Origin of the sequence: Pseudomonas sp. E6002, from assembly GCF_013385565.1 — a bacterium.
GTDB lineage: Bacteria > Pseudomonadota > Gammaproteobacteria > Pseudomonadales > Pseudomonadaceae > Aquipseudomonas.
Map to the genome: position 1 here is coordinate 207,801 of NZ_JACAPT010000009.1, position 22,557 is coordinate 230,357.

Consider the following 22,557-nt stretch of genomic DNA (forward strand, 5'->3'; position numbering starts at 1 on the left):
TTGCACTCCGCTACTCCACCGGGTCACTCACAGGCGTCGCAATAATCGCCTTCAACTCACTGGTCATCGGGAATTCCAGGTTCAAGCCCTTGGGCGGGATCGGCTGCTCAAACCAGCGCTGGTAAATGCCGTTGATCTCCCCCGAGCTGTACAGCCCGGCCAGGGTCTCGTTGACCACCGCGAGAAACTGCGGGTCGTCCTTGCGCACCATGCAGCTGTAGATTTCCCGCGACTGTTCTTCCCCGACCACCACCCACTTGTGCGGGTCCCTGGCCTTGGCGCGCTCGCCGTAGAGCAACGCGTCATCCATGTAGAACGCCGCCGCCCGGCCGGATTGCAGCATCTGGAAGGCTTCGCCGTGGTCCTTGGCGCTGATCACCGACATGTTCAGTTTGTGATCGACGTTGTAGCTCTTGAGGAACCGCTCGTTGGTGGTGCCGGCGGTGGTTACCACGTTCTTGCCTTGCAGGTCGGCGAAGCTTTTGATGCCGCTGTCGTTGGCGGTCAGCAACTGGCCCTTCACGTAGATAAACCCGTAGGAAAACGCCACCTGTTTCTGCCGCTCGGCGGTCACGCCGGTGGAACCGCATTCCAGGTCCACGGTGCCGTTTTGCACCAGGGCTATGCGGGTCTGGGAAGTCACCAGGTTGTACTTCACGTTGAGCTTCGGCACACCGGTTTTCTGCTGGATACGCTCGACGATCTTGTTCGCCAGCTCCACCGAATAGCCCATGGGCTTGCCGCTGTGATCCCCCACATAGGAAAACGGCACCGAGGCATCGCGATAGCCGAGGGTGATGCTCTTGGCGTTGGCGATCTTGCTCAGCGTGCCGTCCAAGGGGGCCTCGGTGGCATGGGCCTGAGCCCCCAACAACAGCCCCACGGTGCAGCCGATCAACGTGATTTTTTGCATTGTTATTCTCCGTTGGTGGTTAAAGGTTCAGGTACGGCGCACTGCAATGACACTGATCTCGACCAGCACGTCCGGTCGCGCCAACTGCGCCTGCAACGTGGTGCGCGTCGGTGCCTGCCCCGGCGATAGCCAGGCGGACCAGACTTCATTCATCGGCGCAAAACCCTCCTGGATATTGTTCAGGTAGATGGTCGCATTCAGCAGATGATCCTTGTCGCTGCCGGCCTCGGCCAGCAGTGCATCAATCCTGGCCAGCACCTCTTCGGTCTGGGTCCTCACATCGCGGCCTTCGCCCGGCACCTGGCCGGACAGGAACACCAAATTCTGAAAAACCACGGCGCCAGACAAGCGGCTGTTGCTGTTGATTCGGGTGATGGTCATCGAAATATCCTCAAGCGGCTCGGGGCGCGAAGCCCTGCATATCAATGGAAGTGGTGTGCCGGCCAATCAACTCGGCCAGTACCTGGCCGCTGCCGCAAGCCAGGGTAAACCCGAGGGCGCCGTGGCCGAGGTTAAGCCACAGGTTGCTGTAGGCGCTGGCACCAATCAACGGCACGCCGGTAGGCGTGGCCGGGCGCATACCGGCCCATTCGACCGCGTGCTGGTAGTCACCGGCCAGCGGGAACGTCTCAAGTGCCTGGCGTTTAATCAGCGCCAGGCGCTTGGGTTCCAGGCGGGTGTCGAAGCCGACAATATCCACCATCGCCGCCACCCGCAGTTGCTCACCGATGCGCGCGTAGACGATCTTGCGGTCGTAATCGGTGATGCTGATGTTCGGCGCCTGATGCTGCGCGCCAATCGGCACGCTCAGGCTGTAACCCTTGAGGGGATACAGCGGCAGTGACATACCCGGCAAGGCCAGCTCGGGGCTGCGGTGCCCGGCGGCCAGCACCAGGTGCTGCACCGGCAAGACTTCACTGCCCATTTCGATAGCCTGCACGGCGCCTGCGCTGTGACGAATCGCCGTCACCTTGCGCCCCATCAGGAACGTGCAGCGCCCCGACGCTTCAAGGCGCGCCGCCAGTTGTTGGCAGAACCCATGGCAGTCGCCGACCTCCTCATTGGGCGTATAGATGCCGCCGGCAAAACTGGCGCTGTCTAGGGTCGGTTCCAGCCGTGCGCAGTCCGCCGCCGAGAGCACTTGCTGTTGCAGCGGGTCGGTCACTTTATTCAAGGCACGTTCATAGCTGTCGAGGCTGCGAAAGGTCACCAGCTTGCCGTTGCGCCGCCAGTGGAAACCGCCCAGTTGGTCTTCTTCACGCCAGCGTTGCAGGGTGCCCTGGCTCAAGGACGCCAGGCGCAGCAGGTGGGCCGCATTGCGCTGGTTCACCGAGCCACGGCAGGCGCCCAGGAACGAGGCCATCCAGCGCCACTGCGCCGGGTCCATGCGCGGGCGCAGCTTCAGCGGCGAGTCACCGCGCAGCATCCAGCCGATGGCTTGCAACGGCACACCCTTGTCGGCCAGCGGTGCGACATAGCGGTAGGACAACTGCCCGCCGTTGGCGAAGCTGGTCTCGCTGCCCAGGGTTTCCCGGGCTTCGACCACCGTCACCTGCATGCCGGCACGCACCAGCGCGTAGGCACTCGCCAGGCCGATAACCCCGCCACCGATGATGCAAACCTGCTGAGCCATGTGCGTCCCTTAACCGTGCGATGTCAGGCTTGAAGGTTAGAGGCAGGTGACAGCGGCGGGACAATGAATAAAGATGGGTCACCCATAAACAAAGGTTATGGACTGCCCATGCGCTTGCGTCATATCGAGATCTTCCAGGCCATCCGCCAGACCGGCTCCATCAGCGCCGCCGCCCAGTTGCTGCACGTCTCGCAGCCGGCGGTGAGCAAGGTGCTGCAGCACGCCGAGTTGCAGTTGGGGTTCCCGCTGTTCCTGCGTATACGCGGCAAGCTGCAGCCAACCCCGGAAGCGCTGGCGCTGGAGCGCGAAGTCGACAAGGTGACCGAAAGCCTGCAAGGCGTGCGGCGCCTGGCACAGAACCTGCGCCGCGAGCCGGGCCAGAGCCTGCGTATCGGCGCCACACCCGCGCTGGCCTTGTCGTTGCTGCCGCCGGCCATCCGCGAATGGACCCAACGCTACCCGGACATCGCCTGCGAGCTGTCCAGCGCCCACAGCCGCGAGCTGGTGCAAAACCTGTTGATGCGTGAGGTCGACGTGGCGCTGACCCTGCAACCGCCCGATCACCCAGGGCTGAACGCCCAGCCGTTGGCCCACGGCGTGCTGGTGGCGCTGGCGCCGCAGGGTTACTGGAAGGAAAACGAGCTGGGCAAACCGTTGCCGCTGATGGCCCTGGCGGGCGCGCCGTTGATTGGCCTGTCCAGCGCCGACCCGTTGTCGGCGAAGCTGGACAGCTACCTGGAAGCGGTCGATCCACCGCCACGGGTCAGCATCGCAGTGCAGACCTATTCCCTGGCCAGGGCCATGGTCGAATCCGGCGCCGGGCTGGCGGTGATTGATCCGTTCACCGCCCTCGGCGCATCACCGGCCACTACTTGCATTCGCCCCCTTGCGCCGCCACTGCCAATCACCTTGTACGCCCTGACCCGCGCCGACGAACCGCCGCCGCATATGCTGGCGAGCCTGTTGGAGATCTTCGGCAGCCGGGCCCATGAGCAATTGGACCGGCTATAACACGTACCCCATGATCGCCACGAAATGCAGCAGGCTGCCGCCAATCACGAACAAATGCCAGATCCCGTGGGAGTGCCGCAAGCGGTCCTCCAAGGCAAAGAAAATAATGCCCACGGTATACAGCACCCCGCCCGACGCCAGCCAGGCAAACCCGGTAGGCCCCAGCGCAGCAATCAGCGGCTTGACCGCCACCAGCACAATCCAGCCCATCACCGCATAGATCACGATCGACAAAATCCGCGCCTCGGAGCGTGGCTTGATCTCCTGCAGGATGCCGATCACCGCCAGCCCCCACACAATCCCGAACAGCGTCCAGCCCCACGGCCCGCGCAGCGTCACCAGGCAAAACGGCGTGTAGCTGCCGGCAATCAGCAGGTAGATCGAAAAGTGATCGACCTTCTGCATGATCGCTTTCTTGCGCCCGCGCACGCTGTGGTAAACGGTGGACGCGCTGTACAACACCAGCAATGTGAAACCGTAGATCGCTACGCTGACAATCTTCCAGGGGTTGCCGTCCATACTGGCCACCACCAACATCCATACCGCACCCACAAAAGCCGCAACCGCCCCGAGCAAGTGGCTCCAGGCGTTGAATCGTTCCCCGTGATACATGTGTCACTCACCTCGAATAACGGTTATCACCTCGACCATTCTGACGTCACCCACCCAATATCAGGTAACAACCTTTCTTCATTTGCCCAAATACACATGCCGATGGATGATTCGCTTCATCCTGTGGGAGCTGGCTTGCCGGCGATAGCGGTGTATCAGCAGCAGATGCATGTCTGACCCACCGCTATCGCCGGCAAGCCAGCTCCTACATAAAAGCCCCTCATCGGTAACGCCCATGCCCGACCTCGAACCTGCCCAGCCCCACCCGAGTCTGTGGCAGTTGTTTTACAACTTCGCCATGGTCGGCCTGTTTGGCTTCGGCGGCGTGATGCCCTGGGCGCGGCAGATGATGGTCGACCGCAGGCAGTGGGTCAGCGAACAAGGCTTCAACGAGCTGCTGACCACCGGCCAATTCTTTCCCGGGCCGAATATCGCCAACGTCGGCATCATCTACGGTCGGCGCCTGCACGGTTTGCCGGGTGCGGTTGTGACCGTGGTCGGCTTGTATCTGTTCCCCTCGCTGATCACCGTGCTGGCCGGCTTCGCCTATGCCAAATGGTGGAGCCATGACGTGGTGCAGCAGATCTTCGGCGCGGTGATGCCGATCGCCACCGGGCTGATGCTCGGCACCACTCTGCGCCTGCTCAAGGCCATGCCGCGGACCCTGGCCAACTACAGCGCGTTCGTCCTGACCTTCGTGTTGATGGCGGTGCTGGTGCTGCCGTTGTGGATGGTCCTGCTGATCTGCATTCCCAGCTCGTTGGCCTTGAGCTTCATGGGCAAGCAGAAGGTGGCCGGCTGATGCAGAGCGTGCTGTTTCACCTGATGATCCAATGCGCGCTGTGGTCGCTGATGGCGATTGGCGGCAACACCGTGGCCCTGAGCGATATCCACCGCTACACCGTCACCGACATGAACTGGATCACCGACGCCCAGTTCGTCGCCTTCTTCGCCCTGTCCCAGGCATTGCCCGGGCCCAATGGCATGTTCCTGGTATTTATCGGCCAGCAAGCCGCCGGGTTGCCCGGCGCCCTGGTGGCCCTGACCGCCAAGCTGGTGCCCTGCTCGGTGCTCACCTACTTCGGCGCCGGCTGGCTGGAAAAACACACCAAGACCCCGTGGGTGCAGCGGGTCAAAGGCAGCCTGCTGCCGATCTCCATCGGGCTGATCCTGGCCGCCAGCTACATCCTGATGAACAGCCTGGAAAACAACGCCACCAGCCTGGTACTGACCCTGGCCAGCGCTGCCGTGGTGTATTACACAAGACTCAACGCGATCTGGCTGATCATCCTCGGCGTAGTGTTGGGCCTGTGCAGTGCATGGCTGGGAGTGAACTGGTTTTAGGGGCACAATCGACGGTATTCGAACAAGAGTCACGCCCATGCTGATCGACGAAGAGTTCACCCTCAAGAAGCTGGAAATTTTCCTGGCGTTCATGCGCACCGGCAACCTGGCGCGGGCGGCGGCTGAATTGCAGACCAGCAACGTCAGCGTGCACCGGGCGATCCACTCCCTGGAAAACGCCCTGCGCTGCCCGCTGTTCAAGCACGAAGGGCGCAACCTCACGCCGCTGGAAAGCGCCTATGTGCTGGAAGAGCGCGCGCAGAAGCTGGTGCAGGATGTGGTCGACAGCGTGCGGGTGACCCGCGAGGCCGCCGGCTTTTCCGCCGAGCGCTTCAAGCTGGGCTCGCTGTATTCGCTGACGGTGAAGACCGTGCCGCAGTTGATCATGGGGCTGAAGATTCGCCGTAGCGAGCTGAATATCGACCTGATCCTCGGGTCGAATTTCGACCTGCTGTACAAGCTGAAGAACATGGAAGTCGATGCGATCCTGATCTCCCTCGACGAGCACGCCAACGATCCGGACTGCGAGCAGATCGCGCTGTTTTCCGACGACATCTTCCTCGCCACCCCGGCCGATTCACCCTTCGACCGCGAACAGGAAATCGACCTGGCGGACGTGCGCGACGCCACCTTCATCACCCTCACCCAAGGCTTCGCCACCCATCAGGATGGCAACCGCGTATTCAAGCAGGCAGGGTTCGAGCCGAAGGTGGCGATGCAGGTCAACGACATCTTCACCCTGCTGAGCATGGTCAGCTCGGGCGTGGGTTATGCGCTGCTGCCGGGACGGATTGCGGCGGTGTACGAGAACCGGGTGAAGCTGATTCCCCTGCAACCGCGCTACCGTTTGCAGCAGCACATTGGCGTGGTGTTTCTGAAAGCCAAGGAGCGCGACCCGAACTTGCTCGCGCTGTTGGCAGAGTGCCGGATGTATGCGAACCGCCAAACCTGACAATGATCCCCTGTGGCGAGGGAGCTTGCTCCCGCTCGGCTGCGCAGCAGTCGTAAAATCAGCGCTCGCGTTGTTTCAGGAGGAATGCATTGGGACCGCTTCGCGCTCCAGCGGGAGCAAGCTCCCTCGCCACAAAAGCGGTCGACACCTCTCGGGTCAGCCGACGATCCCGCGCACGATGAAGTACAGCACCGACGGCCCCAGCAAACACCCAAGCCCGGTGTGAAAGGTGGCGGTCAGTGCGCCATACGGCACCAACCGCCGGTCCGTCGCCGCCAGGCCTGCCGTCACGCCGCTCACCGTACCGGCCAGGCCGCCAAACACCATCGCCGAGCGCGGGTTATCCAGGCCCATCCAGCGTGCCGCCATGGGCGTGCCCACCATCACCAGGATCGCCTTGATCAACCCAGTCGCAATGGACAGCGCCACCACATCCGAGCTTGCCCCCAACGCCGCCCCGGTCACCGGCCCGACGATGTACGTCACCGCGCCCGCGCCGATGGTGGTCATGCTGATCGCATCGCGATAACCAAACGCCCAGGCGATACTCGCGCCCACAATAAACGGCAGCACCGTGCCCAGCAGCAAGGCAATGGCACCAATCAAGCCGGCCTTGCGCGCCTCGGTGGCCTGTACTTCAAACGCCGTGGCCACGATGGCAAAGTCCCGCAGCATGGCGCCGCCCATCAAGCCGATCCCGGAAAACAGCGCCACATCCGCCAGGCCTTTCTGGCCGCCGGTCAAGGTGCCGCCCACCCAGGCCAGCACCAGCCCGATCACAATCGCGATGGCTGAGCCGTGGATGCGTCCGAAGGTCAGGCGCTTGGACAGCACCACCGAAATCCACATCACCACGCCGACAAATGCAAAGGCGGTGACCAAGCCGTTATTTGCCAGGCCTTTCTCGATGAGTTCCCACATATCAGCGACCTCCCGCGACAGGTGCAGCCGCAATCAGCGGCTCTTCATCGGGCAGCGGTTCGCCCTTGTGCGTGCGGCTGATCAAGGCAATCGTGCAACCGCACACCACCACCGAACCAATCGCCGCCAGCACCGCCACCGGGCCGCCGTGCAGCGCGGTCACCACGTTCTGTTGCGCCGCCATCGCCACCACCACCGGGATGTACATGGCACCCCAGAAGCCGACACCCATCTCGCATTCCTTGGTCATGCCGCCGTGTTTGTGCATCCACAACCGTGCGCAGATCAGCAGGATCATCGCGATCCCCACCCCGCCCACGTTGGATTTGACTCCCAGCAACACGCCGAGCATGTCGCCCAGAATCACGCCGGCCAACATGCAGATCGCCAGCAACGCCACACCGTAAATAATCATGATGGTTGTCCTCAAAGTGCTTCATCGAAATTGTTGTTTTTGTGCTTCGAAAGCCTTGGGCGGCAATGCCGATCCGATAAAGATGAATACCGTACCTGTGGCGAGGGAGCTTGCTCCCGTTGGGCTGCGTAGCGGCCCTGAAATCCTCGGAGCGCTGCGCACTCCAACGGGAGCAAGCTCCCTCGCCACAGGTCATTGGTGACCCGCTCTATCTCTTGACCGACCAGCATCAGCCTTGGTGGAGCTCTATCGGTGATGGTTTCCCTCCTCTCGCAGCAAGGCCTGCAAGGTGTCCAGGCGGGCGCCTTCGAAGGCGATGACGGTGCCTTGCTCGAACACCCGGCGCGCAAGGCCTGTAAGCACGGCACCGGGAGGCAGTTCGATATGCAGGCGCACACCGCGCTCGAAGGCGCTTTGCACGGTGCCGCGCCAGTCGACGATGCGGCACATGTTGAAGGCGAGGTCGTCGCGCAGGTGTTCGGTGTTGTGGATCGGCCGGGCGCGGGTGCTGCTCAGGTAGGTGATGCTCGGCGGTTTCAGTGTCACTTGGGCGAATGCTTCGGCCAGGGCCTCGGCGGGTTTTTCCAGCAGTACGCAATGAGACGGCACGCTGACGGCCAGGCGTTTGGCGACGCCGTTGCCGCGCACCAGATTGGCGACCGCCTTCATGGCCTCATCGCTGCCGGCGATGACCGTCTGGTTGTCGGCATTGATATTGGCCAGGTAAACCGGGGTTTGCGGACTGTGGACCTGAGCAAGCAAGGCCTCGACGGTGGACAGGTCCGGGCCGATAAGGGCGGTCATGCCGTAGCCGTGGGGATACGCGTGTTGCATCAATTCGCCGCGCAGGCTGACGAGTTTCAACGCGTCGGCAAAGTCCAGCGAGCCGGCGATCACGGCGGCCGGATAGGCACCAATGGACAGGCCGGCGACGTAATCGGGGGTGTGTTCCAGCAAACGCGCACTGGCGACACCGGCAATCAACAGGCAGAGCTGCACGGCACGGGTCGAGGCCAGCGCTTCGGCAGAATCCAGGGTAAGCACATCCTCATTGAGGGCAGCACTGGCTTCGTCCAGCACCGCACGCGGCAATTGCTGGAGCATGCCGGGACGCTGGGCGCCCTGCCCCGGGAATGCCAGGAGGCTACTCATGCCACGGCCTGCCAAGGATCGAGCACCAGCTGCGCGCCGCTGGCGTTCTTCAGCAGCACGCGACGCGAACCACCGGCCCATTCACGCAACGCGACCGCGCCAAAAGGCGTTTGCAGTTGCAGGTCCACGGCGCACACCGCCGTATCCAGTATCGCCAGCAGGTCCTCTGCATCGCTGCGATCAAGGCGCTCGGGCGTGCGCAAAATCAAATCCAGATCGCTCTTGGCATGCAGCGCTTCGACACCGCTGGCCAACTCGAAACCCGCACTGCCGGTGACGCCCCAACTCTCTCCCGCCAGCACCGGTTGCAACTGAGCGAGGGCCTGCAACGCCGGCAAATCCCTTGGCGAGATCACACCGCGCAGGTCTTCCGGCACCACGCGCCGCTGCACCGCCGCCATCGGCATCACGGCGGCGAAGCGCTGCTCGCGCAAGCGCCCGCGTACCCCCACCGCTACCTCGCCCGGCGACGCGTTCGCCCGGCGCACCACCACCGGATGCCCAGCGGCCAATGCTGCCAGCACCCAGGCCGGCGCATCAGCGGGCGCATGCGCCGGGGTCATGCCCCAGAGCAAGTCGTGAGCGTTCACCATTGCTCCCGCAGCAGTTGGCGCACGTGGCTGGAGGCAGCGCGATTGGCGGCGCCCAGGCGACCGCTCAGGTCCCGACCGCCGGCCTGCACATCCTTGATCGCCTGCACCAGGCAATCGCTGACCCGCGCCACATCTTCGGTGGTGGGCTGCTCGATCTGGCTGACCGACAAGGTCTCCCAGAGCAAGCCGAGGCTGGCATAGCTGTCGATGTCATAGGCCATCGGCGGCACGCTGGCGGCCAGGGTTTCCAGCTCTTCAACACTGCGCAGGGTTACCCGCGCCGCCGAAGCCTTGCCCATGGCATGCACCATCACGCCGGGGTCGCGCAGGGCAATCAGGCGGTTGGCCTGGTAACCATGGGCGAGGAAGGCGCCGGACATCGCCTTGCCCACCAGCAGCGCGATCACCGGGTGACCGGCCAGGCGGGCACGGGCGTAGCTGTCGGCAGCGGCGGCCAATGCCTGGTGAATGCCCAAGGCCTCTTCGCGACGACCGTAGGCCTGGCTCGGCACATCCACGATGGCAATCAGCGGACGCTTGTCGCCGGTATCGATCGCTTCATCAACCGCCTTGGCCAAGCCCCAGCCTTCCAGCAAACCGACTTCACCGTTGCGAGCGCGAGGGAAGCGGTTTTGCGGGTCGGTGACCACCGCGATAAAGCGCACTGGCTGATCACCGAGCACACCGTCGGCGACTTTCAGCGAGTTCGGCAAACCGCTCACTGGCGCTGCGTCGCCGCTCAATGCGTTGAACCACTGCAAACCTCTCATGAGCGTTCTCCCTGATACAGATCGCGAACCGTCGCCGGGTCGATTTGCGGTTCGGCGTTCAGTGCGGCCAGGCGTTCCAGATAGTGATCAACCTGACGGCTGCGCTGGTTTTCCGGCAAGCCTTGTTGCAGCAACTCAGTGATCTGCTGCTGAATCTGCGCCACGTCGTCGGCCACATACCGGTCGGCCAAGCCACTGTTGAAACGCTGCTCACCGCCGGTCAGGCTCCAGATGAAGGGCCGGTCACGGGAGTCGTATTCTTCAAGGCCGGCTTCCTGCTCGATTACCTGCGGGCCGTTCAGGCCAAGGCGCGCCTCACGGGTCACCAGCAGATAACTGCACAAGCCTGCCGCGATGGACATGCCGCCAAAACAACCGACGCTGCCCGCCACCACGCCGATCACCGGCTGGTACTGGCGCAGGTCGACAATCGCCGCATGGATATCGGCGATGGCAGCCAAGCCCAGGTTGGCTTCCTGCAAGCGCACGCCGCCGGTTTCCAGCAGCAGGATGGCGCGCGTCGGGATGCCGTTGCGGTTGTCTTCAGCAGCCAACTCCAGTGCTCCGGCCATCTTTGCGCCGCCGACTTCACCGAGACTGCCGCCCTGGAAATTGCCTTCGATGGCCGCGATGACCACCGGCAAGCCGGCGATGCTGCCCTTGGCGATCACCACGCCGTCATCTGCCTGCGGCACCACGCCCTGGCGGCTCAGCCACGGCGACATGACGCGCTGGAACGGGTCGATCAGTTCGCGATAGCTGCCCGCGTCGAGCAAGGCCTTGGCCCGTTGCCGGGCGCCGAGTTCGACGAAGCTGTGTTTGTTCAGCAAGTCAGTCATGACCGATCTCCTCGAAGCCTTGCTCCAGGCGCAAGCGCACCACGCCGGGTGTGGCGCCGAAGTCGTGGATATCGATGTTCAATGCGGGGGGTGTCTGTTCCTGGAAGATCCGCTCGAACAGATGCTGCCAACGTAGCTGCGCACCATTGACCGAGGTTTGCACCTGAATCGTCAGGGTGCCGGCGGTGCCCGGTTCCAGCAGCACTTCGAGGTCGCCGGAGCCGACGCAACCTACCAGCGCGCGGCCCTTGGCGGGCTGCCCGGCGGGAAATTCAAAGGATAAGGTTTCCATCACAGCGCTCCGTCGAGGCGGTCGATAAACAGGCAGGCGGCCAACAGGTCGGCGGCGCCACCGGGGGAGGCATTCAGCGCCAGCAGTTGCTGGTCCAGCTCATGCAGTTGGCGGCGGCCGGCGAGGCTTGCACTGCCGCCGGCGTCCAGCACCGCTTGAGCGCCTTGTTGCATGGCCTGCAAGCCTTCAGGACCGGCGCGGTAGAGCACGCAGGTGTCGGCCAGGTCGGTCATGATCGCCAGCAAGGCGTCGAGGCGCGCGTTCTGTTCGCCGTGTTGCTGCAGGCGGCTTTTCTTCAGTTGGGGCAGGCCGCGTTGCAGCACCGACGGAAAGCCCAGTTGCGCCTCTTCGCGGGCACCGCGTGCGCCGTAGCGTTGTGCGACCTGGGCGCCGTGGCTCAGCGGTTGCGGTGCGTAACGGTCGTTGAGCAAGGCCAGGCGGGCGGCGCGCAACGTCACCGCGCTGGCAGTGCAGGATTCCGGTTGCAGTGCGGCGGCGGCGACTAACAGGCCGAGGGCCCAGATCGCACCGCGATGGGTATTAACGCCGCTGGTGGTGACGAGCATCGCCTGCTCACCTTCGCGACCGATGCGCCCGAGGGCTTCACGCAGGGGCAAACCGACTTCGCCAAATTCGACAGCGGCCTCGGCCATTTCCTTGAACGCCGGCCACAGCGACAGCGCCGAGGCGTGCATCAAGCCGAGGTGCAAATCGGTATGGGCACCGTTGCCGCGACGGTCTACCAGGGCGGGTTTCGGCGACAGGTCCGCCTCATCAATCAAGGCGTCGACGGCCATGTCGGCCAGGCGTTCGGCCAGTGTCAGGTCGTGCAGTTTGAGTGCGTGCATTTACCAGCTCCTGAACTTGGCGGGCGGGTTGTACAAGCCACCGGACCACTCCACCAGATCGGCCACGCTCTTGGCGGCCAGCAGCTCGCGGGTGGCATCGGTGCGGCGGATGCCGAGGTCTTCGGGCAGCGCAATCAAGCCTTCGCGACGCATGCGTGCGGTGTCCTTGGGGTTGTGGCGCAAGCCGATGGCGGTCACCCCGGCCACGGCGGCGATCATCGCCTGGCGCTCTTCCAGGGAACGGGCCTTGTACAGGTAGGCGATGCCTTCTTCGGTGAGCAGGTGCGTGACGTCGTCGCCGTAGATCATGATCGGCGCCAGGGGCATGCCGCTTTTGCGGGCGACTTCCACCGCGTCGAGGGTTTCGACAAAGGTGGGTTTGCCGCCTTCCTGGAAGGTCTCGACCATCTGCACCACGAGCTTTTTGCCGCGTTCGAGCAAGGCTTCCGGGGCGTCGTCGTGGCGCATGTCGAGCCAGGCGGGTGTGCCATGGCGGCGACCGCGCGGGTCGTGGCCCATGTTCGGCGCACCGCCAAAACCGGCGAGGCGGCCACGGGTAACGGTGGAGGAATGCCCGTCGCCATCGACCTGCAAGGTGGCGCCGATAAACAGGTCCACCGCGTACTGGCCGGCCAGTTGGCAGAACATTCGGTTGGAGCGCAGCGAGCCGTCGCGACCCGTGAAGAACACATCCGGCCGGGCGGCGATGTAGTTCTCCATGCCCAGTTCGGTGCCGAAGCAATGCACGCTTTCGACCCAGCCGCTTTCGATGGCCGGGATCAGGGTTGGGTGCGGGTTGAGGGTCCAGTTGCGACAGATCTTGCCCTTCAGGCCCAGGGATTCACCGTAGGTCGGCAGGATCAATTCGATGGCGGCGGTGTTGAAACCGATGCCATGGTTCAGCGACTGAACGTTGTGTTTTTCATAGATGCCGCGGATCGCCATCATCGCCATCAACACATGCACGGGCTTGATGTGGCGTGGGTCGCGGGTGAACAGCGGTTCGATGTAGAAGGGCTTGTCAGCGACCACCACGAAATCGACCCAGCTCGCGGGGATGTCGACGCGCGGCAGGTCGGTGACGTCATCCACCAGTTGGTTGACCTGGACGATGACGATGCCATCGCTGAAGGCGGCCGGCTCGATCAGCGCGGGTGTGTCTTCGGTACTCGGGCCGGTGTAGATATTGCCGGCGCGGTCGGCCATGAAGCCGGCCGACAGGACCACGTTGGGGATCAGGTCCACCACCAGCCGCGCGTAGAGTTCGATGTAGGTATGAATCGCGCCAATTTCCAGCAGGCCGTCTTCCAGCAATTGGCTGATGCGCAGGGACTGGGTGCCGGCGAAGGAGAAATCCAGCTTGCGGGCGATGCCCTTTTCAAACAGGTCCAGGTGCTCGGAGCGGCCGACGCTGGGCATGATCATGTGCAGGTCGTGGAGCTTGGCGGGGTCGGCCTTGGCCAGGGAGCGCGAGAGGAAATCGGCCTGCTTCTGGTTGTTGCCCTCCAGCACCACGCGGTCGCCGGGGAGGATCAGGGCTTCCAGGGCTTCGACAATGCGCTCGCTGGGGAGCACGGCGCCATCGGCGAAGGATCGCACCAATGCGAGGCGGCGCTGCTTCTCATCGCGCCGCCGCGTCCAGCGCGAGTCGGGGGAAGTTGTTGTTGTCATGGTCGCTCCACGGGATTTGCTGTCGTGGGCTGTACCTTAGGAGGGTATTGGGGGGGCATCAATCAAGCTGGGCGGTGAACCGTTACGATTGGAGTAATGGTTAATTAGCAAATGCTGAGGCTCGGGCTCAACACAGTTCAAATGTGGGAGCGGGCTTGCTCGCGAATGCGGTGGGTCAGTTGATAAATCGGGTACTGACACACCGCATTCGCGAGCAAGCCCGCTCCCACATTTGCTCAGCGCTGTTCGGGAGAACGTGCGCAGAAGTCCCAAAATGGGAACGATCAGTCCCTTTTTGGGACTGATCTCGCTTCATCACCCAAGCCGCTATTTCTGGTTAGTCACCCACTGTTCGACCTCCTTCAATAGCGCTTGAGTATGCGCAATCAGTTGCTCCAACAACCCCTCATCCTCATCCATATACCCTTCATATTCCGCCAGGTTGCGGCGCTCGTGGCATAGCGCAAACAGTCTTACCTGAACCTTGTTGGCTGCGGTGGTATGAAGCAGGCATTGGAACACCAGATAGCGCTTGTCCGAGCGATAGCCGTGCAAGCGCAAGGCTGTGAGGGCGATTGCGTGGGCCGCGTTGTAAGCCAAATCAAAACGGCTGGCGAAAGATAATTGCGGGGTTTTGGCGTCCTTCAATCGATCACGGGCAGAGCGCATCAACCCATCACATTCCGTGCGATCCGGCGGCTCAGCCTTCAAGCCACCACTACGTTGCAGGTTCTCCAGGTTTGCCTTGCTGTCCATCCTTGGACTCCACGGGGTTTTCCCCAATCAGGTTGATCTTGTCCTGCTCCGCCACCCGCTGCACAAAACTATGACCGGCATTCCATTTGCCGATCCAGTCTTCGGGGGTATAGAGCGTCGGGTTGATGGTGCGGCCCAGTTGCTCTTCCAGCGGCATGAGCTGCTCCATGACTTCACTGTAGTTGAGGCTTTCGCCGATCAGCATCAGATCTATGTCACTGGATGAGTGCGCCTCGCCCTTGGCGATGGAACCGTAGATAAATGCCCACTTCAGTTGCGTGGCAAATGGAGCCAGTGCGTTGCGCAATGGCTCATCCAGGCTCAGGGTCTTGCGCACGATGGCCAACAGCTCCGAGTAAACGGGGCACTGCGGGTTGGCCTGGTAGTGGGTTTGGTTGCCCTGGCGCGTCACCGTCAGGATGCCTGCCAACTGCAAACGCTCCAGCTCGCGGGTCAGGCTGCCCTTGCCCACCTTTGCCCAGCGGGCGATTTCATTGGTGAAGAAGCTATGGTCGGGCTTGCCAAAGAGCAAACCCAAGACTTTCTGCTGAGTCACGGTGAATAGCGCAGTGCTAAGGGGCAGGGTTTGCATGGCAGCGACCGAAGAGTCCCAAAAAGGGAACGATAGGTCCCTTTTTGGGAACGATCAAGTTTTTAGGCTGCGCAAGAAGGAGCAACCTGCTCCAGTGCCTGATCAACCAGTAACTGCCCCAGCTCACTCATCTGCTGAATGGCCAGCACCACGCCGCGCTGGGAACCTTCCAATTCAAAGGCCAGGTTGGAAGTCAGGGCGTTGAGTGAGGCAAAGGTTTCAGAAGCGTTGGCCAGCAGGGCTTCGGTGGATTGAGAGGGGGTGACGGTAAAGAGTGAAGATGAAGCCGAAGGCGGAAAGTAATGATCCATCGCACGCTCGGCGGCGGCCTGGAGTTTGCGGTGTTCGATTTCGGTGTTGTGGGGCGGATTGGGGGTAGGTTTGAACATGATGTGCAGCTCCGATATGTATTAGGGAAGCTGACACCGTCCGCTTGCACGCGAATAAGGTGGCAGCTGTGCGCAGGTGTGCAAGACCGGGCATATCGGACCCCGGCAGACCCCAAGGGATCTCCCACGCACAGCCGCCATAAGAAATACAGCAGGCATAAAAAACGCCCGTTGAATGGCTATGGGCGTTGGTGCGCCGACATGTAACCGGACTTGCACGTCCGTGTCACCGTTTTTTGCGATGACGGACGAAGACTAGGCGCGATCGCAGGGCACAACAAGTTCATGCACAGCGCGAGAGGTTGCAGGAAAAATCCGACTGTAAAGCGCACGCCGATGCGATCGTTCCCACGCTCTGCGTGGGAATGCATCCCGTGACGCTCCGCGTCACCACAGCGCAAGACTTGAGCCTTGCATCGCCAGTTGGACGCAGAGCGTCCGAGGCTTCATTCCCACGCGGAGCGTGGGAACGATCATCAACATGTGTAGCTCAGGCCAATCCGGCTTCGACCAACAACGCCTCCAATCCCATCAAGTCCGGCACCCTGGCCACATGCTCCCCCACCTGCACCGCCGCCAACTCCAGCGGGCACAACGGCACGTCCACATAACTCAACTGGCTATCGAGCTTGTACGAGCGCGGAATCCCCTGGATCACCAACGCAATAAACTTCAACGTCGGCCGTCCTCCGAGGGTGTTCAACACCACAATCCGCGCCCGCTCTCCCACCACGCCCGACTCGCCACACGCGGCCTCAAAGCTGATCAACGGCAACTGCCGATCCCGCCAGGTAACCTGCCGCAAATACCACGGCGGCGCATCACTGGCCGGTTCGCCGCGCTGGAAGTCGATCAGCTCGGCCACGGCGACGTTGGGCAACAACAGGTGACGGTCGGCCAATGGCAGCAGCAAGCCGGTGAGTTGAGTTGCGCGGTGATCAAGCACGGGACTTGCTCCAGTAAGCGATGCTTTCCAGCAGCACCGACTCTTGATAAGGCTTGCCGAGGTAGTCGTTGACGCCAATCGCCATTGCACGATCACGGTGTTTTTGCCCGGTGCGGGAGGTGATCATGATGATGGGCATGCGCATCAGCCGCGGGTCGTCGCGCACCTGGATGGCCACTTCGAAGCCGTCCATGCGCGGCATTTCGATGTCGAGCAGCATCAGGTCCGGGGTGTGCTCTTCCAGCACGGCCATGGCGTCGATGCCGTCCTTGGCGGTGAGCACGTTCATGCCGTTGCGCTCCAGCAGGCGGCTGGTGACTTTGCGCACGGTGACCGAGTCGTCCACCACCAGCACCAGCAGCGGGCGCTTTTTCAGCGGGTCGTTGAGGATCAACGGAGCGTCCGCCGCCTGGGCCGGCAACGCCGGTGGCCGGGCGCGGATATGCGCCATCAGGTCGATGATCAGCACCACGCGGCCATCGCCAAGGATGGTTGCGCCAGACACGCCCTTCACCCCGGCAAACTGCGGCCCCAGGCCCTTGACCACGATCTCCCGGGTGCCGGCCATGGCGTCCACTTGCACCGCCACGCGCCGTTCGTTGCATTGCACCAGCAGCACCGGCAGCGGCTGGTACTGGCCCAGCAGGTTCGGCCGGCCGACGGTGTGCAGCAGGTCGCCGAGGTAGAACAGTTCGTAGCGTTGGCCGGCGTATTCGTAGCGCGGCGGGTCCTGCTGATAGTGCCCTTCCAGCTCATGGGGCATGACCCGCACCAGCCCTTCGATGGTGTTCAGCGGGATCGCGTATTGATCGTCGGCACACTGCACCATCATCGCCCGGTTGACCGACACGGTGAACGGCAGGCGAATGCGAAAGTGCACGCCCTCTCCCGGCGTCGAGTCGATGACCATCGAGCCGCCCAGCTGGCGCACTTCTTCATGCACCACGTCCATGCCCACGCCACGCCCGGAAATCTGGGTGATTTTTTCGGCAGTGGAAAACCCCGGTTGCAGGATGAACTGCAACACGTCGCGGTCGCTGATTTCCAGGTTGGGGTCGAGCAAGCCACGCTTGATCGCCTTGCGCCGCACGGCTTCAAGCGGCACGCCGGCGCCGTCGTCGCGCATGTCGAAAACGATGTCGCCGCCTTCGTGGGTCAGGTCCAGGGTGATGCGGCCTTTCTCGGGTTTACCGGCCAGCAATCGTGCATCGCGGGATTCCAGGCCGTGGTCGACGGCGTTGCGCAGCATGTGTTCCAGCGGCGCGACCATGCGCTCCAGCACGTTGCGGTCCATCTCGCCTTCGGCATTGCCGACGATAAATTCCACGTCCTTGCCCAGCTCGCCCGCCACCTGCCGCACGATGCGTTTAAGCCGTGGCAGCATGCGTTCGAAGGGCACCATGCGCGTGCGCATCAGGCCTTCCTGCAACTCGGTGTTGATGCGCGCCTGTTGCTGCAGCAGGTTGTGGGCATCCTGGTTGCGGCGGTCGAGGGTTTCCTTGAGGTCGAGCAGGTCGGAAGCCGATTCGAACAGGGCCCGGGACAGTTGTTGCAACTGGGAATGGCGGTCCATTTCCAGCGGGTCGAATTCTTCGTAGCCCAGGCGTTCGGCCTCGGCCTGCTGGCGGCTGAGGATGCGACCCTGGGTCTCGGTGTCGAGGCGGCGTAGTTGATCGCGCATACGCTCAATGGTGGTTTCCACCTCGTTGAGGGCAACGCTCGCATCGTTGACCTGCTGCTCGATACGCCCACGGAAGATCGAAGTTTCACCCGCCAGGTTGACCAGGTCATCCAGCAAGTCGGCAGAGATCTTCACCATGTCGGCGGCCGGATCGCTGGCCGGCACCGCCTCGGTTTTGGTTGCCGTCAACGCCAGCGGTGCGTCCGTCACTTCAGCCGGACGCACCAGGCTCTTGATGCGCTCGATCAGCAGGTCCACCGAGCCCACCGGCATGCCCGCCGCCACCGCATCGATCATCTGCGCCAGGCGGTCGTGGCAGCCTTGCAGCAAGGCGAACAGCTCCGCCGAGGGCGCCAGCAAACCTGCCGACAAGCCCTCATAGAGAAACTCCAGCTCATGGGCCAGGTCGCCAATCGGGCCGATCTCGACCATGCGAGCGCCGCCCTTGAGGGTGTGCAGGTCGCGCAGCAGTGTCTCGACTTCCTGGCGATTTTTCGGCTCGGCCTGCCAGCGCAACAGCGCGGCGCCGGAGCTGTCGAGGATGTCGGCGGCCTCTTCGAGAAAGATATCCAGCAGCTCGGGATCACTGCCCGGCGTCTCGACTTCGGCGGCCGCTGCGGGCGCCGCTTGTCCGGTGCCTTGGCGCAACTCACGCAAGTGGCTGATCAGGTCGGAGGAGTCGCTCAACGGTTGCTGGTGTTGCAGTTGCTCAAGCAACAGCGCCAGCCGCTCATGACTGGCCATCAACACATTGGCCAGCTCGCTGGAATAGCTGTAGCGACGGTCCACCAAACCTTCGTAAAGGTTTTCCAGCTCAAGGGCCAGGTCGCCCACCGCGCCGATTTCAGCCATGCGCGCGCCACCCTTGAGGGTGTGCAAATCCCGCTGCAACGATGACAGCGGCGCTGCGTTATCCGGGTCCAGCAGCCAACGCTTCAAGGACTGGCCGGCGCTGTCGAGGATGTCCACCGCTTCCTCAAGGAAGATCTCGACGATCTCGTCATCCACCGCAAAACCCTGATCGAGCTTCGCCGTAGCGGCGCCCAGCTCGGAGATGCTCAGCGCGCGGCTGCCATCGGTCTTGATCAAGCCGGTGGCGGACGGGTCGAGGCCTTCATCCAGCAGCTCGCGCAGGGCGCGTACCCGGGCCGGCGCCGCGCTGATTTCCTGGCCGGCGGCCAGTTGGTCGAGCATGTTGATCAGGGCTTCGTGGGCCTGTTCGGCCTCGTGGAAGAAGCGCTCGCTGACCGCCAGGCTGCTTTCTTCCACTGCGCCGTAGAGGTCGAGCAAGGCTTCGCACAATTCGTCCATCGGGTGCAGGTCGGCGAGGTGCGCGCCTTCGCCGAGGGTGGTCAGTTCGTCCAGCAGCGCGCTCAGTTCCTGGCGTTCGCCGGGGTGCTGTTGCCAGCGGCGCAGCAGGCTTTCGGCGTCCAGCAGGATGTCCATGCCCTGGGCCAGGAAGTTGGCGATCAACTGCGGGTCGCGCTTGATCCGCAGGCCGGTGTTGGGCGCATTCAGCAAGGCTTCAAGCTGGCTGTTCAGCAGGTTTTGCGTGCGCTCGATCAGCCCTGCTGCACCATTGATGGCCGCGTGAGGGTCACTGTCCAGCTGGCGCACGCCGCGCTGGAACAACGCTTCGGCCTCCAGCAGCAATTCGATTTCATCCAGGTCCAGCGGCAGGCGGTGGGCCTTGTATTCGCGGGTCAGGTGATCCAGCGGGCGCGCCAGTTCGGCGATGGGCAACACACCGGCCATATAGGCGCTGCCTTTGAGGGTGTGCAGTGCGCGTTGCAGGTCATCACTGACTTGCAGCGGCAGGTGCTCGGTGGCCTGTTGCAGGAAGCGGTTGAGGCTGTCGAGGTGGCTCTGGGCTTCGTTGCGGAAGATTTCCAGCAACTGCGGGTCCAGGGCGGCCGGGTCTGTGGCCGACGGTTCGACACGGCTGGCCAGGGCGTGCGCCCGCGCCGCCAGTTCGTCTACGTCATCGCGCTGGCGCTGGGCATCGTCGGCAAAATCGGTGATCAGCTCCGGCAGCAATTCCAACACGTCATCCAGCACTGCTTGCACATCCGGGCCCGGCGCGACGCTGCGCTCCAGCACGCGGTTGAGCAGGTTTTCCACGGCCCAGGCCAGCTCTGCCAACACCAGGGCGCGCACCATGCGGCCACTGCCTTTCAAGGTGTGGAAGGCGCGGCGCATTTCGCTCAGGGTGGCCTTGTCTTCCAGGCTGGCGGTGCCGGCGGGCACATAGCGATGCAGCACATCGAGGACTTCGGCGATTTCTTCGAGGAAGACTTCCCGCAGTTCATCATCGATGGCTTCTTCACCGGCGGGCGGCGGCAGCAGGCTGCCGGGACGCTGGAGTGCCGGCGGGTTGAGGCGCGAGGTGGGGCTGGCCAACGCATCGGCGAGGAACGGGGTTTGCTCCGTGGGCGTATCACCCTGCTCAAGCAGTGCCTGGCGCCAGGGTTTTTCGGCCGGCAAATAGCCCAGCGCGGCCAGGCCTTCAGCGGCGACTTCCAGCACCCGTTCGCCCGGGGCGTCGTGGTCCTGGAGCATGCGTTCCAGGTAGTACTCGAGGCTGGTGAGCACATCGGCAAAATGCTCAAGCTGCGCCTCGGAAGGCGCGGCGTCGCCGACCATCAGTTGCTCGTTGACGTAGTCATTGCAGCCACGCATCAGGCTCGCCGCACGGGGCAGCGGAATCATCGCCAGCGCGCCGCGCACCTGGGTCAGCAACTCGGGCAGCGACTCCAGGCGCTGGCGGTCCCAATGGGCCTCGATGCAGTCGATCACCAGCTCTTTGGCCTGGGTCAGGCACTGGCAGGATTCGCGGATGACGAGGTGGTGGATCTGCGTCAGGTCGGTGGTAGGCAGGCGGCTTTCTTCGCGGCGCTCCGGCTCGACAGTGCCGACCATCCCGGCCAGCGTGGCCTCGACGTAGAGCAACGCACCGGCAACGTCCATCAATACCGCATCGTTGGGTTCGCGCTGCCCCTGGGCCAGGCCGAGTACCACCGCCAGTTGGTCGATGATCACTTTGCGCGGCTGGCCGAAGCCCAATACGGCGAGGGTATCGGCGATCTGCCGCAGCGGCGCCAGCAACGCCTCAAGGTCCGAGGCGTGCTGACGGTCGCTGCGTACGAACAGGTCCAGGCGTTCCTTGACCCGCACCAGCTCCTCGCACAACGCGCCGAGCACCGAGCCCATCGCGTCGCGGTCCGGGCCGGCCAGGCGGGCGCGTTCGGCGTCCACCACGGCGCTGTCGGGCAAAGCTTCATCGAGGCCATAACGTTCTTTCAAACTTTGCATCCGTGGAGTCGGTCGGGTGACTTTGGCGACGTAGAACAACAGGCTCTTGAGCAGCTCATCCGGGGCCGGGGTGTTGATGCCGTTGATGCCCTGGATCAGCAGGCGCTTGAGTTCCTTGTCGCAGGCCTTGAGCAAACTGCGCAACGCCGGGCTGTTGGCAACCACGCCAATGAGCATGCCTTCCACCAGCGCCGAGGTGACCTGCCACAACGGTAACAGCGGCGCACCATGGCACAGGGCTTCGAGGCGGGCGAAGACCCGCGCCATGTCTTCGAGGTTGCTGGGGCCGTGGTCTTCGCGCAGCAAACCGACCAGCGCCTGTTGCAGCATCTGCCGCCACTGGCGCAGCAGTTCGGGGAAATCCCCTGGCGTGCGCTGGGCCAGGGCGTCTTCGGGCAGCGGCGGGATCACCAGCAGTTGCGGGCTGAACAGGCTGGTTTCCGAGAGCAGGCTTTCGCCGCGCACGCTGCGCAGGTCGTTGAGCAGCGGCAGCACCACCAGGGGCAGGTCGCGCCGGGCGCTGTGTACGCGGTCGAGGTACAGCGGCAGTTGGCCAAGGCCCTGTTGCAGCAGGCGAATGCCTTCGTCGCGCTGGCTGACGCGCGCGCCTTGCAGGGCGAGGGCCAGTTGTTCCATTTCTTCAGCGAACAGGGCCGCGCCGTAGAACTCGACCATCAACAGGCTGCCATGCACCTGATGGATGCATTCCAGGCACTGACCGATGGCCTCGCTGCTGCTTTCTTCAACATAGGCGTCCAGCGCCGAACGGGCCTGTTTCAGGGTTTCGGCAATTTCGCCCTTGACCCATTCGAGGGCCACGTAGTCGTGCCGATCAACCATAACCGCTCCCGTCTGAATTCATGAGTTGCTGGTAGTGCTGGGTCATGCGTACACCGATCTCAAAACAAAGGAGAT

22 protein-coding genes are annotated in these 22,557 nt (G+C 63.2%); 4 read left to right on the top strand and 18 right to left on the bottom strand.

The window, feature by feature from the left end; translation table 11 throughout:
- Nucleotides 1-10: 10 nt before the first annotated feature.
- The 3 genes from HX815_RS07210 to HX815_RS07220 are packed head-to-tail and all read right to left on the bottom strand — an operon-like array spanning nt 11 to nt 2,546.
- Nucleotides 11-913, bottom strand: a complete 903-nt coding sequence (locus HX815_RS07210) for a transporter substrate-binding domain-containing protein (RefSeq protein WP_003216836.1) — start codon at nt 911-913, stop codon at nt 11-13.
- 27 nt (nt 914-940) lie between these two features.
- Complete coding sequence (locus tag HX815_RS07215) at nt 941-1,294, bottom strand: RidA family protein (RefSeq protein WP_177028009.1); 354 nt, start codon at nt 1,292-1,294, stop codon at nt 941-943.
- A 10-nt stretch (nt 1,295-1,304) separates the two neighbouring features.
- Nucleotides 1,305-2,546: a D-amino acid dehydrogenase gene (locus HX815_RS07220; protein ID WP_003216831.1), complete on the bottom strand. Its 1,242-nt coding sequence runs from the start codon at nt 2,544-2,546 to the stop codon at nt 1,305-1,307.
- A gap of 108 nt (nt 2,547-2,654) precedes the next feature.
- On the opposite strand from HX815_RS07220, the gene HX815_RS07225 reads away from it, so the two are divergent.
- Complete coding sequence (locus HX815_RS07225) at nt 2,655-3,557, top strand: LysR family transcriptional regulator (RefSeq protein ID WP_177028010.1); 903 nt, start codon at nt 2,655-2,657, stop codon at nt 3,555-3,557.
- On the opposite strand, the gene HX815_RS07230 is transcribed toward HX815_RS07225, so the two are convergent.
- Nucleotides 3,552-4,169 carry a hemolysin III family protein gene (locus tag HX815_RS07230; protein ID WP_003216828.1) on the bottom strand — a complete coding sequence of 206 codons (618 nt, stop codon included), beginning with the start codon at nt 4,167-4,169 and terminating at the stop codon, nt 3,552-3,554. The two genes, HX815_RS07225 and HX815_RS07230, sit on opposite strands and share 6 nt — an antisense overlap.
- A gap of 235 nt (nt 4,170-4,404) precedes the next feature.
- Between HX815_RS07230 and HX815_RS07235 the strand changes: the two genes are divergently transcribed.
- Genes HX815_RS07235 through HX815_RS07245 form a run of 3 tightly spaced genes read left to right on the top strand, consistent with a single transcriptional unit; the run spans nt 4,405 to nt 6,465 of the window.
- Nucleotides 4,405-4,971: a chromate transporter gene (locus tag HX815_RS07235; RefSeq protein ID WP_003216826.1), complete on the top strand. Its 567-nt coding sequence runs from the start codon at nt 4,405-4,407 to the stop codon at nt 4,969-4,971.
- Nucleotides 4,971-5,513, top strand: a complete 543-nt coding sequence (locus HX815_RS07240) for a chromate transporter (protein ID WP_008434119.1) — start codon at nt 4,971-4,973, stop codon at nt 5,511-5,513. The genes HX815_RS07235 and HX815_RS07240 overlap by 1 nt, the downstream gene beginning before the upstream one ends.
- A gap of 37 nt (nt 5,514-5,550) precedes the next feature.
- Entirely contained in the window at nt 5,551-6,465 is a 915-nt protein-coding gene (locus tag HX815_RS07245; RefSeq protein WP_003216822.1) for a LysR substrate-binding domain-containing protein, read from the top strand.
- A gap of 156 nt (nt 6,466-6,621) precedes the next feature.
- Here HX815_RS07245 and madM read toward each other — a convergent pair whose 3' ends face one another.
- The 14 genes from madM to HX815_RS07315 form a co-directional block, all read right to left on the bottom strand.
- A complete protein-coding gene (gene madM, locus HX815_RS07250) occupies nt 6,622-7,386 on the bottom strand; it encodes a malonate transporter subunit MadM (protein ID WP_003216820.1) in 765 nt (254 codons plus the stop codon).
- Nucleotide 7,387: 1 nt separating this feature from the next.
- Complete coding sequence (gene madL / locus HX815_RS07255) at nt 7,388-7,801, bottom strand: malonate transporter subunit MadL (RefSeq protein ID WP_003216818.1); 414 nt, start codon at nt 7,799-7,801, stop codon at nt 7,388-7,390.
- Between the two features lie 246 nt (nt 7,802-8,047).
- Nucleotides 8,048-8,953, bottom strand: coding sequence for a malonate decarboxylase subunit epsilon (gene mdcH, locus HX815_RS07260; RefSeq protein WP_003216814.1), 906 nt, complete (start codon nt 8,951-8,953; stop codon nt 8,048-8,050).
- Nucleotides 8,950-9,546: a malonate decarboxylase holo-ACP synthase gene (locus tag HX815_RS07265; RefSeq protein WP_177028011.1), complete on the bottom strand. Its 597-nt coding sequence runs from the start codon at nt 9,544-9,546 to the stop codon at nt 8,950-8,952. The genes mdcH and HX815_RS07265 overlap by 4 nt, the downstream gene beginning before the upstream one ends.
- Nucleotides 9,540-10,316 carry a biotin-independent malonate decarboxylase subunit gamma gene (gene mdcE / locus HX815_RS07270; RefSeq protein ID WP_177028012.1) on the bottom strand — a complete coding sequence of 259 codons (777 nt, stop codon included), beginning with the start codon at nt 10,314-10,316 and terminating at the stop codon, nt 9,540-9,542. Before mdcE ends, HX815_RS07265 begins: the two co-directional genes overlap by 7 nt.
- Entirely contained in the window at nt 10,313-11,155 is an 843-nt protein-coding gene (locus HX815_RS07275; protein ID WP_102370090.1) for a biotin-independent malonate decarboxylase subunit beta, read from the bottom strand. Before HX815_RS07275 ends, mdcE begins: the two co-directional genes overlap by 4 nt.
- Complete coding sequence (locus HX815_RS07280; RefSeq protein ID WP_003216806.1) at nt 11,148-11,447, bottom strand: malonate decarboxylase subunit delta; 300 nt, start codon at nt 11,445-11,447, stop codon at nt 11,148-11,150. Before HX815_RS07280 ends, HX815_RS07275 begins: the two co-directional genes overlap by 8 nt.
- Complete coding sequence (locus HX815_RS07285) at nt 11,447-12,295, bottom strand: triphosphoribosyl-dephospho-CoA synthase (RefSeq protein ID WP_008434131.1); 849 nt, start codon at nt 12,293-12,295, stop codon at nt 11,447-11,449. The genes HX815_RS07280 and HX815_RS07285 overlap by 1 nt, the downstream gene beginning before the upstream one ends.
- Nucleotides 12,296-13,966, bottom strand: coding sequence for a malonate decarboxylase subunit alpha (mdcA, locus tag HX815_RS07290; RefSeq protein ID WP_023659312.1), 1,671 nt, complete (start codon nt 13,964-13,966; stop codon nt 12,296-12,298).
- 327 nt (nt 13,967-14,293) lie between these two features.
- Complete coding sequence (locus tag HX815_RS07295) at nt 14,294-14,722, bottom strand: hypothetical protein (protein ID WP_003216800.1); 429 nt, start codon at nt 14,720-14,722, stop codon at nt 14,294-14,296.
- Nucleotides 14,685-15,314 carry a nucleotidyltransferase domain-containing protein gene (locus HX815_RS07300; protein WP_003216798.1) on the bottom strand — a complete coding sequence of 210 codons (630 nt, stop codon included), beginning with the start codon at nt 15,312-15,314 and terminating at the stop codon, nt 14,685-14,687. Before HX815_RS07300 ends, HX815_RS07295 begins: the two co-directional genes overlap by 38 nt.
- A gap of 62 nt (nt 15,315-15,376) precedes the next feature.
- Nucleotides 15,377-15,703, bottom strand: a complete 327-nt coding sequence (locus HX815_RS07305) for a DUF6124 family protein (RefSeq protein WP_177028013.1) — start codon at nt 15,701-15,703, stop codon at nt 15,377-15,379.
- 490 nt (nt 15,704-16,193) lie between these two features.
- Nucleotides 16,194-16,649, bottom strand: a complete 456-nt coding sequence (locus HX815_RS07310) for a chemotaxis protein CheW (protein ID WP_003213725.1) — start codon at nt 16,647-16,649, stop codon at nt 16,194-16,196.
- Nucleotides 16,642-22,482 carry an Hpt domain-containing protein gene (locus HX815_RS07315; RefSeq protein ID WP_177028014.1) on the bottom strand — a complete coding sequence of 1,947 codons (5,841 nt, stop codon included), beginning with the start codon at nt 22,480-22,482 and terminating at the stop codon, nt 16,642-16,644. Before HX815_RS07315 ends, HX815_RS07310 begins: the two co-directional genes overlap by 8 nt.
- Nucleotides 22,483-22,557 lie beyond the last annotated feature (75 nt).

What these genes read in the sequence shown, in the direction of transcription:
- HX815_RS07240 (WP_008434119.1), top strand. Translation starts at nt 4,971, where the DNA reads ATGCAGAGCGTGCTGTTTCACCTGATGATCCAATGCGCGCTGTGGTCG.
- HX815_RS07235 (WP_003216826.1), top strand. Translation starts at nt 4,405, where the DNA reads ATGCCCGACCTCGAACCTGCCCAGCCCCACCCGAGTCTGTGGCAGTTG.
- HX815_RS07285 (WP_008434131.1), bottom strand. Translation starts at nt 12,295, where the DNA reads ATGCACGCACTCAAACTGCACGACCTGACACTGGCCGAACGCCTGGCC.
- HX815_RS07225 (WP_177028010.1), top strand. Translation starts at nt 2,655, where the DNA reads ATGCGCTTGCGTCATATCGAGATCTTCCAGGCCATCCGCCAGACCGGC.
- mdcE (WP_177028012.1), bottom strand. Translation starts at nt 10,316, where the DNA reads ATGAGAGGTTTGCAGTGGTTCAACGCATTGAGCGGCGACGCAGCGCCA.
- HX815_RS07305 (WP_177028013.1), bottom strand. Translation starts at nt 15,703, where the DNA reads ATGTTCAAACCTACCCCCAATCCGCCCCACAACACCGAAATCGAACAC.
- HX815_RS07245 (WP_003216822.1), top strand. Translation starts at nt 5,551, where the DNA reads ATGCTGATCGACGAAGAGTTCACCCTCAAGAAGCTGGAAATTTTCCTG.
- HX815_RS07230 (WP_003216828.1), bottom strand. Translation starts at nt 4,169, where the DNA reads ATGTATCACGGGGAACGATTCAACGCCTGGAGCCACTTGCTCGGGGCG.
- madM (WP_003216820.1), bottom strand. Translation starts at nt 7,386, where the DNA reads ATGTGGGAACTCATCGAGAAAGGCCTGGCAAATAACGGCTTGGTCACC.
- mdcA (WP_023659312.1), bottom strand. Translation starts at nt 13,966, where the DNA reads ATGACAACAACAACTTCCCCCGACTCGCGCTGGACGCGGCGGCGCGAT.
- HX815_RS07295 (WP_003216800.1), bottom strand. Translation starts at nt 14,722, where the DNA reads ATGGACAGCAAGGCAAACCTGGAGAACCTGCAACGTAGTGGTGGCTTG.
- HX815_RS07315 (WP_177028014.1), bottom strand. Translation starts at nt 22,482, where the DNA reads ATGGTTGATCGGCACGACTACGTGGCCCTCGAATGGGTCAAGGGCGAA.
- HX815_RS07275 (WP_102370090.1), bottom strand. Translation starts at nt 11,155, where the DNA reads ATGACTGACTTGCTGAACAAACACAGCTTCGTCGAACTCGGCGCCCGG.
- HX815_RS07220 (WP_003216831.1), bottom strand. Translation starts at nt 2,546, where the DNA reads ATGGCTCAGCAGGTTTGCATCATCGGTGGCGGGGTTATCGGCCTGGCG.
- mdcH (WP_003216814.1), bottom strand. Translation starts at nt 8,953, where the DNA reads ATGAGTAGCCTCCTGGCATTCCCGGGGCAGGGCGCCCAGCGTCCCGGC.
- HX815_RS07300 (WP_003216798.1), bottom strand. Translation starts at nt 15,314, where the DNA reads ATGCAAACCCTGCCCCTTAGCACTGCGCTATTCACCGTGACTCAGCAG.
- HX815_RS07210 (WP_003216836.1), bottom strand. Translation starts at nt 913, where the DNA reads ATGCAAAAAATCACGTTGATCGGCTGCACCGTGGGGCTGTTGTTGGGG.
- HX815_RS07280 (WP_003216806.1), bottom strand. Translation starts at nt 11,447, where the DNA reads ATGGAAACCTTATCCTTTGAATTTCCCGCCGGGCAGCCCGCCAAGGGC.
- madL (WP_003216818.1), bottom strand. Translation starts at nt 7,801, where the DNA reads ATGATTATTTACGGTGTGGCGTTGCTGGCGATCTGCATGTTGGCCGGC.
- HX815_RS07265 (WP_177028011.1), bottom strand. Translation starts at nt 9,546, where the DNA reads ATGGTGAACGCTCACGACTTGCTCTGGGGCATGACCCCGGCGCATGCG.
- HX815_RS07215 (WP_177028009.1), bottom strand. Translation starts at nt 1,294, where the DNA reads ATGACCATCACCCGAATCAACAGCAACAGCCGCTTGTCTGGCGCCGTG.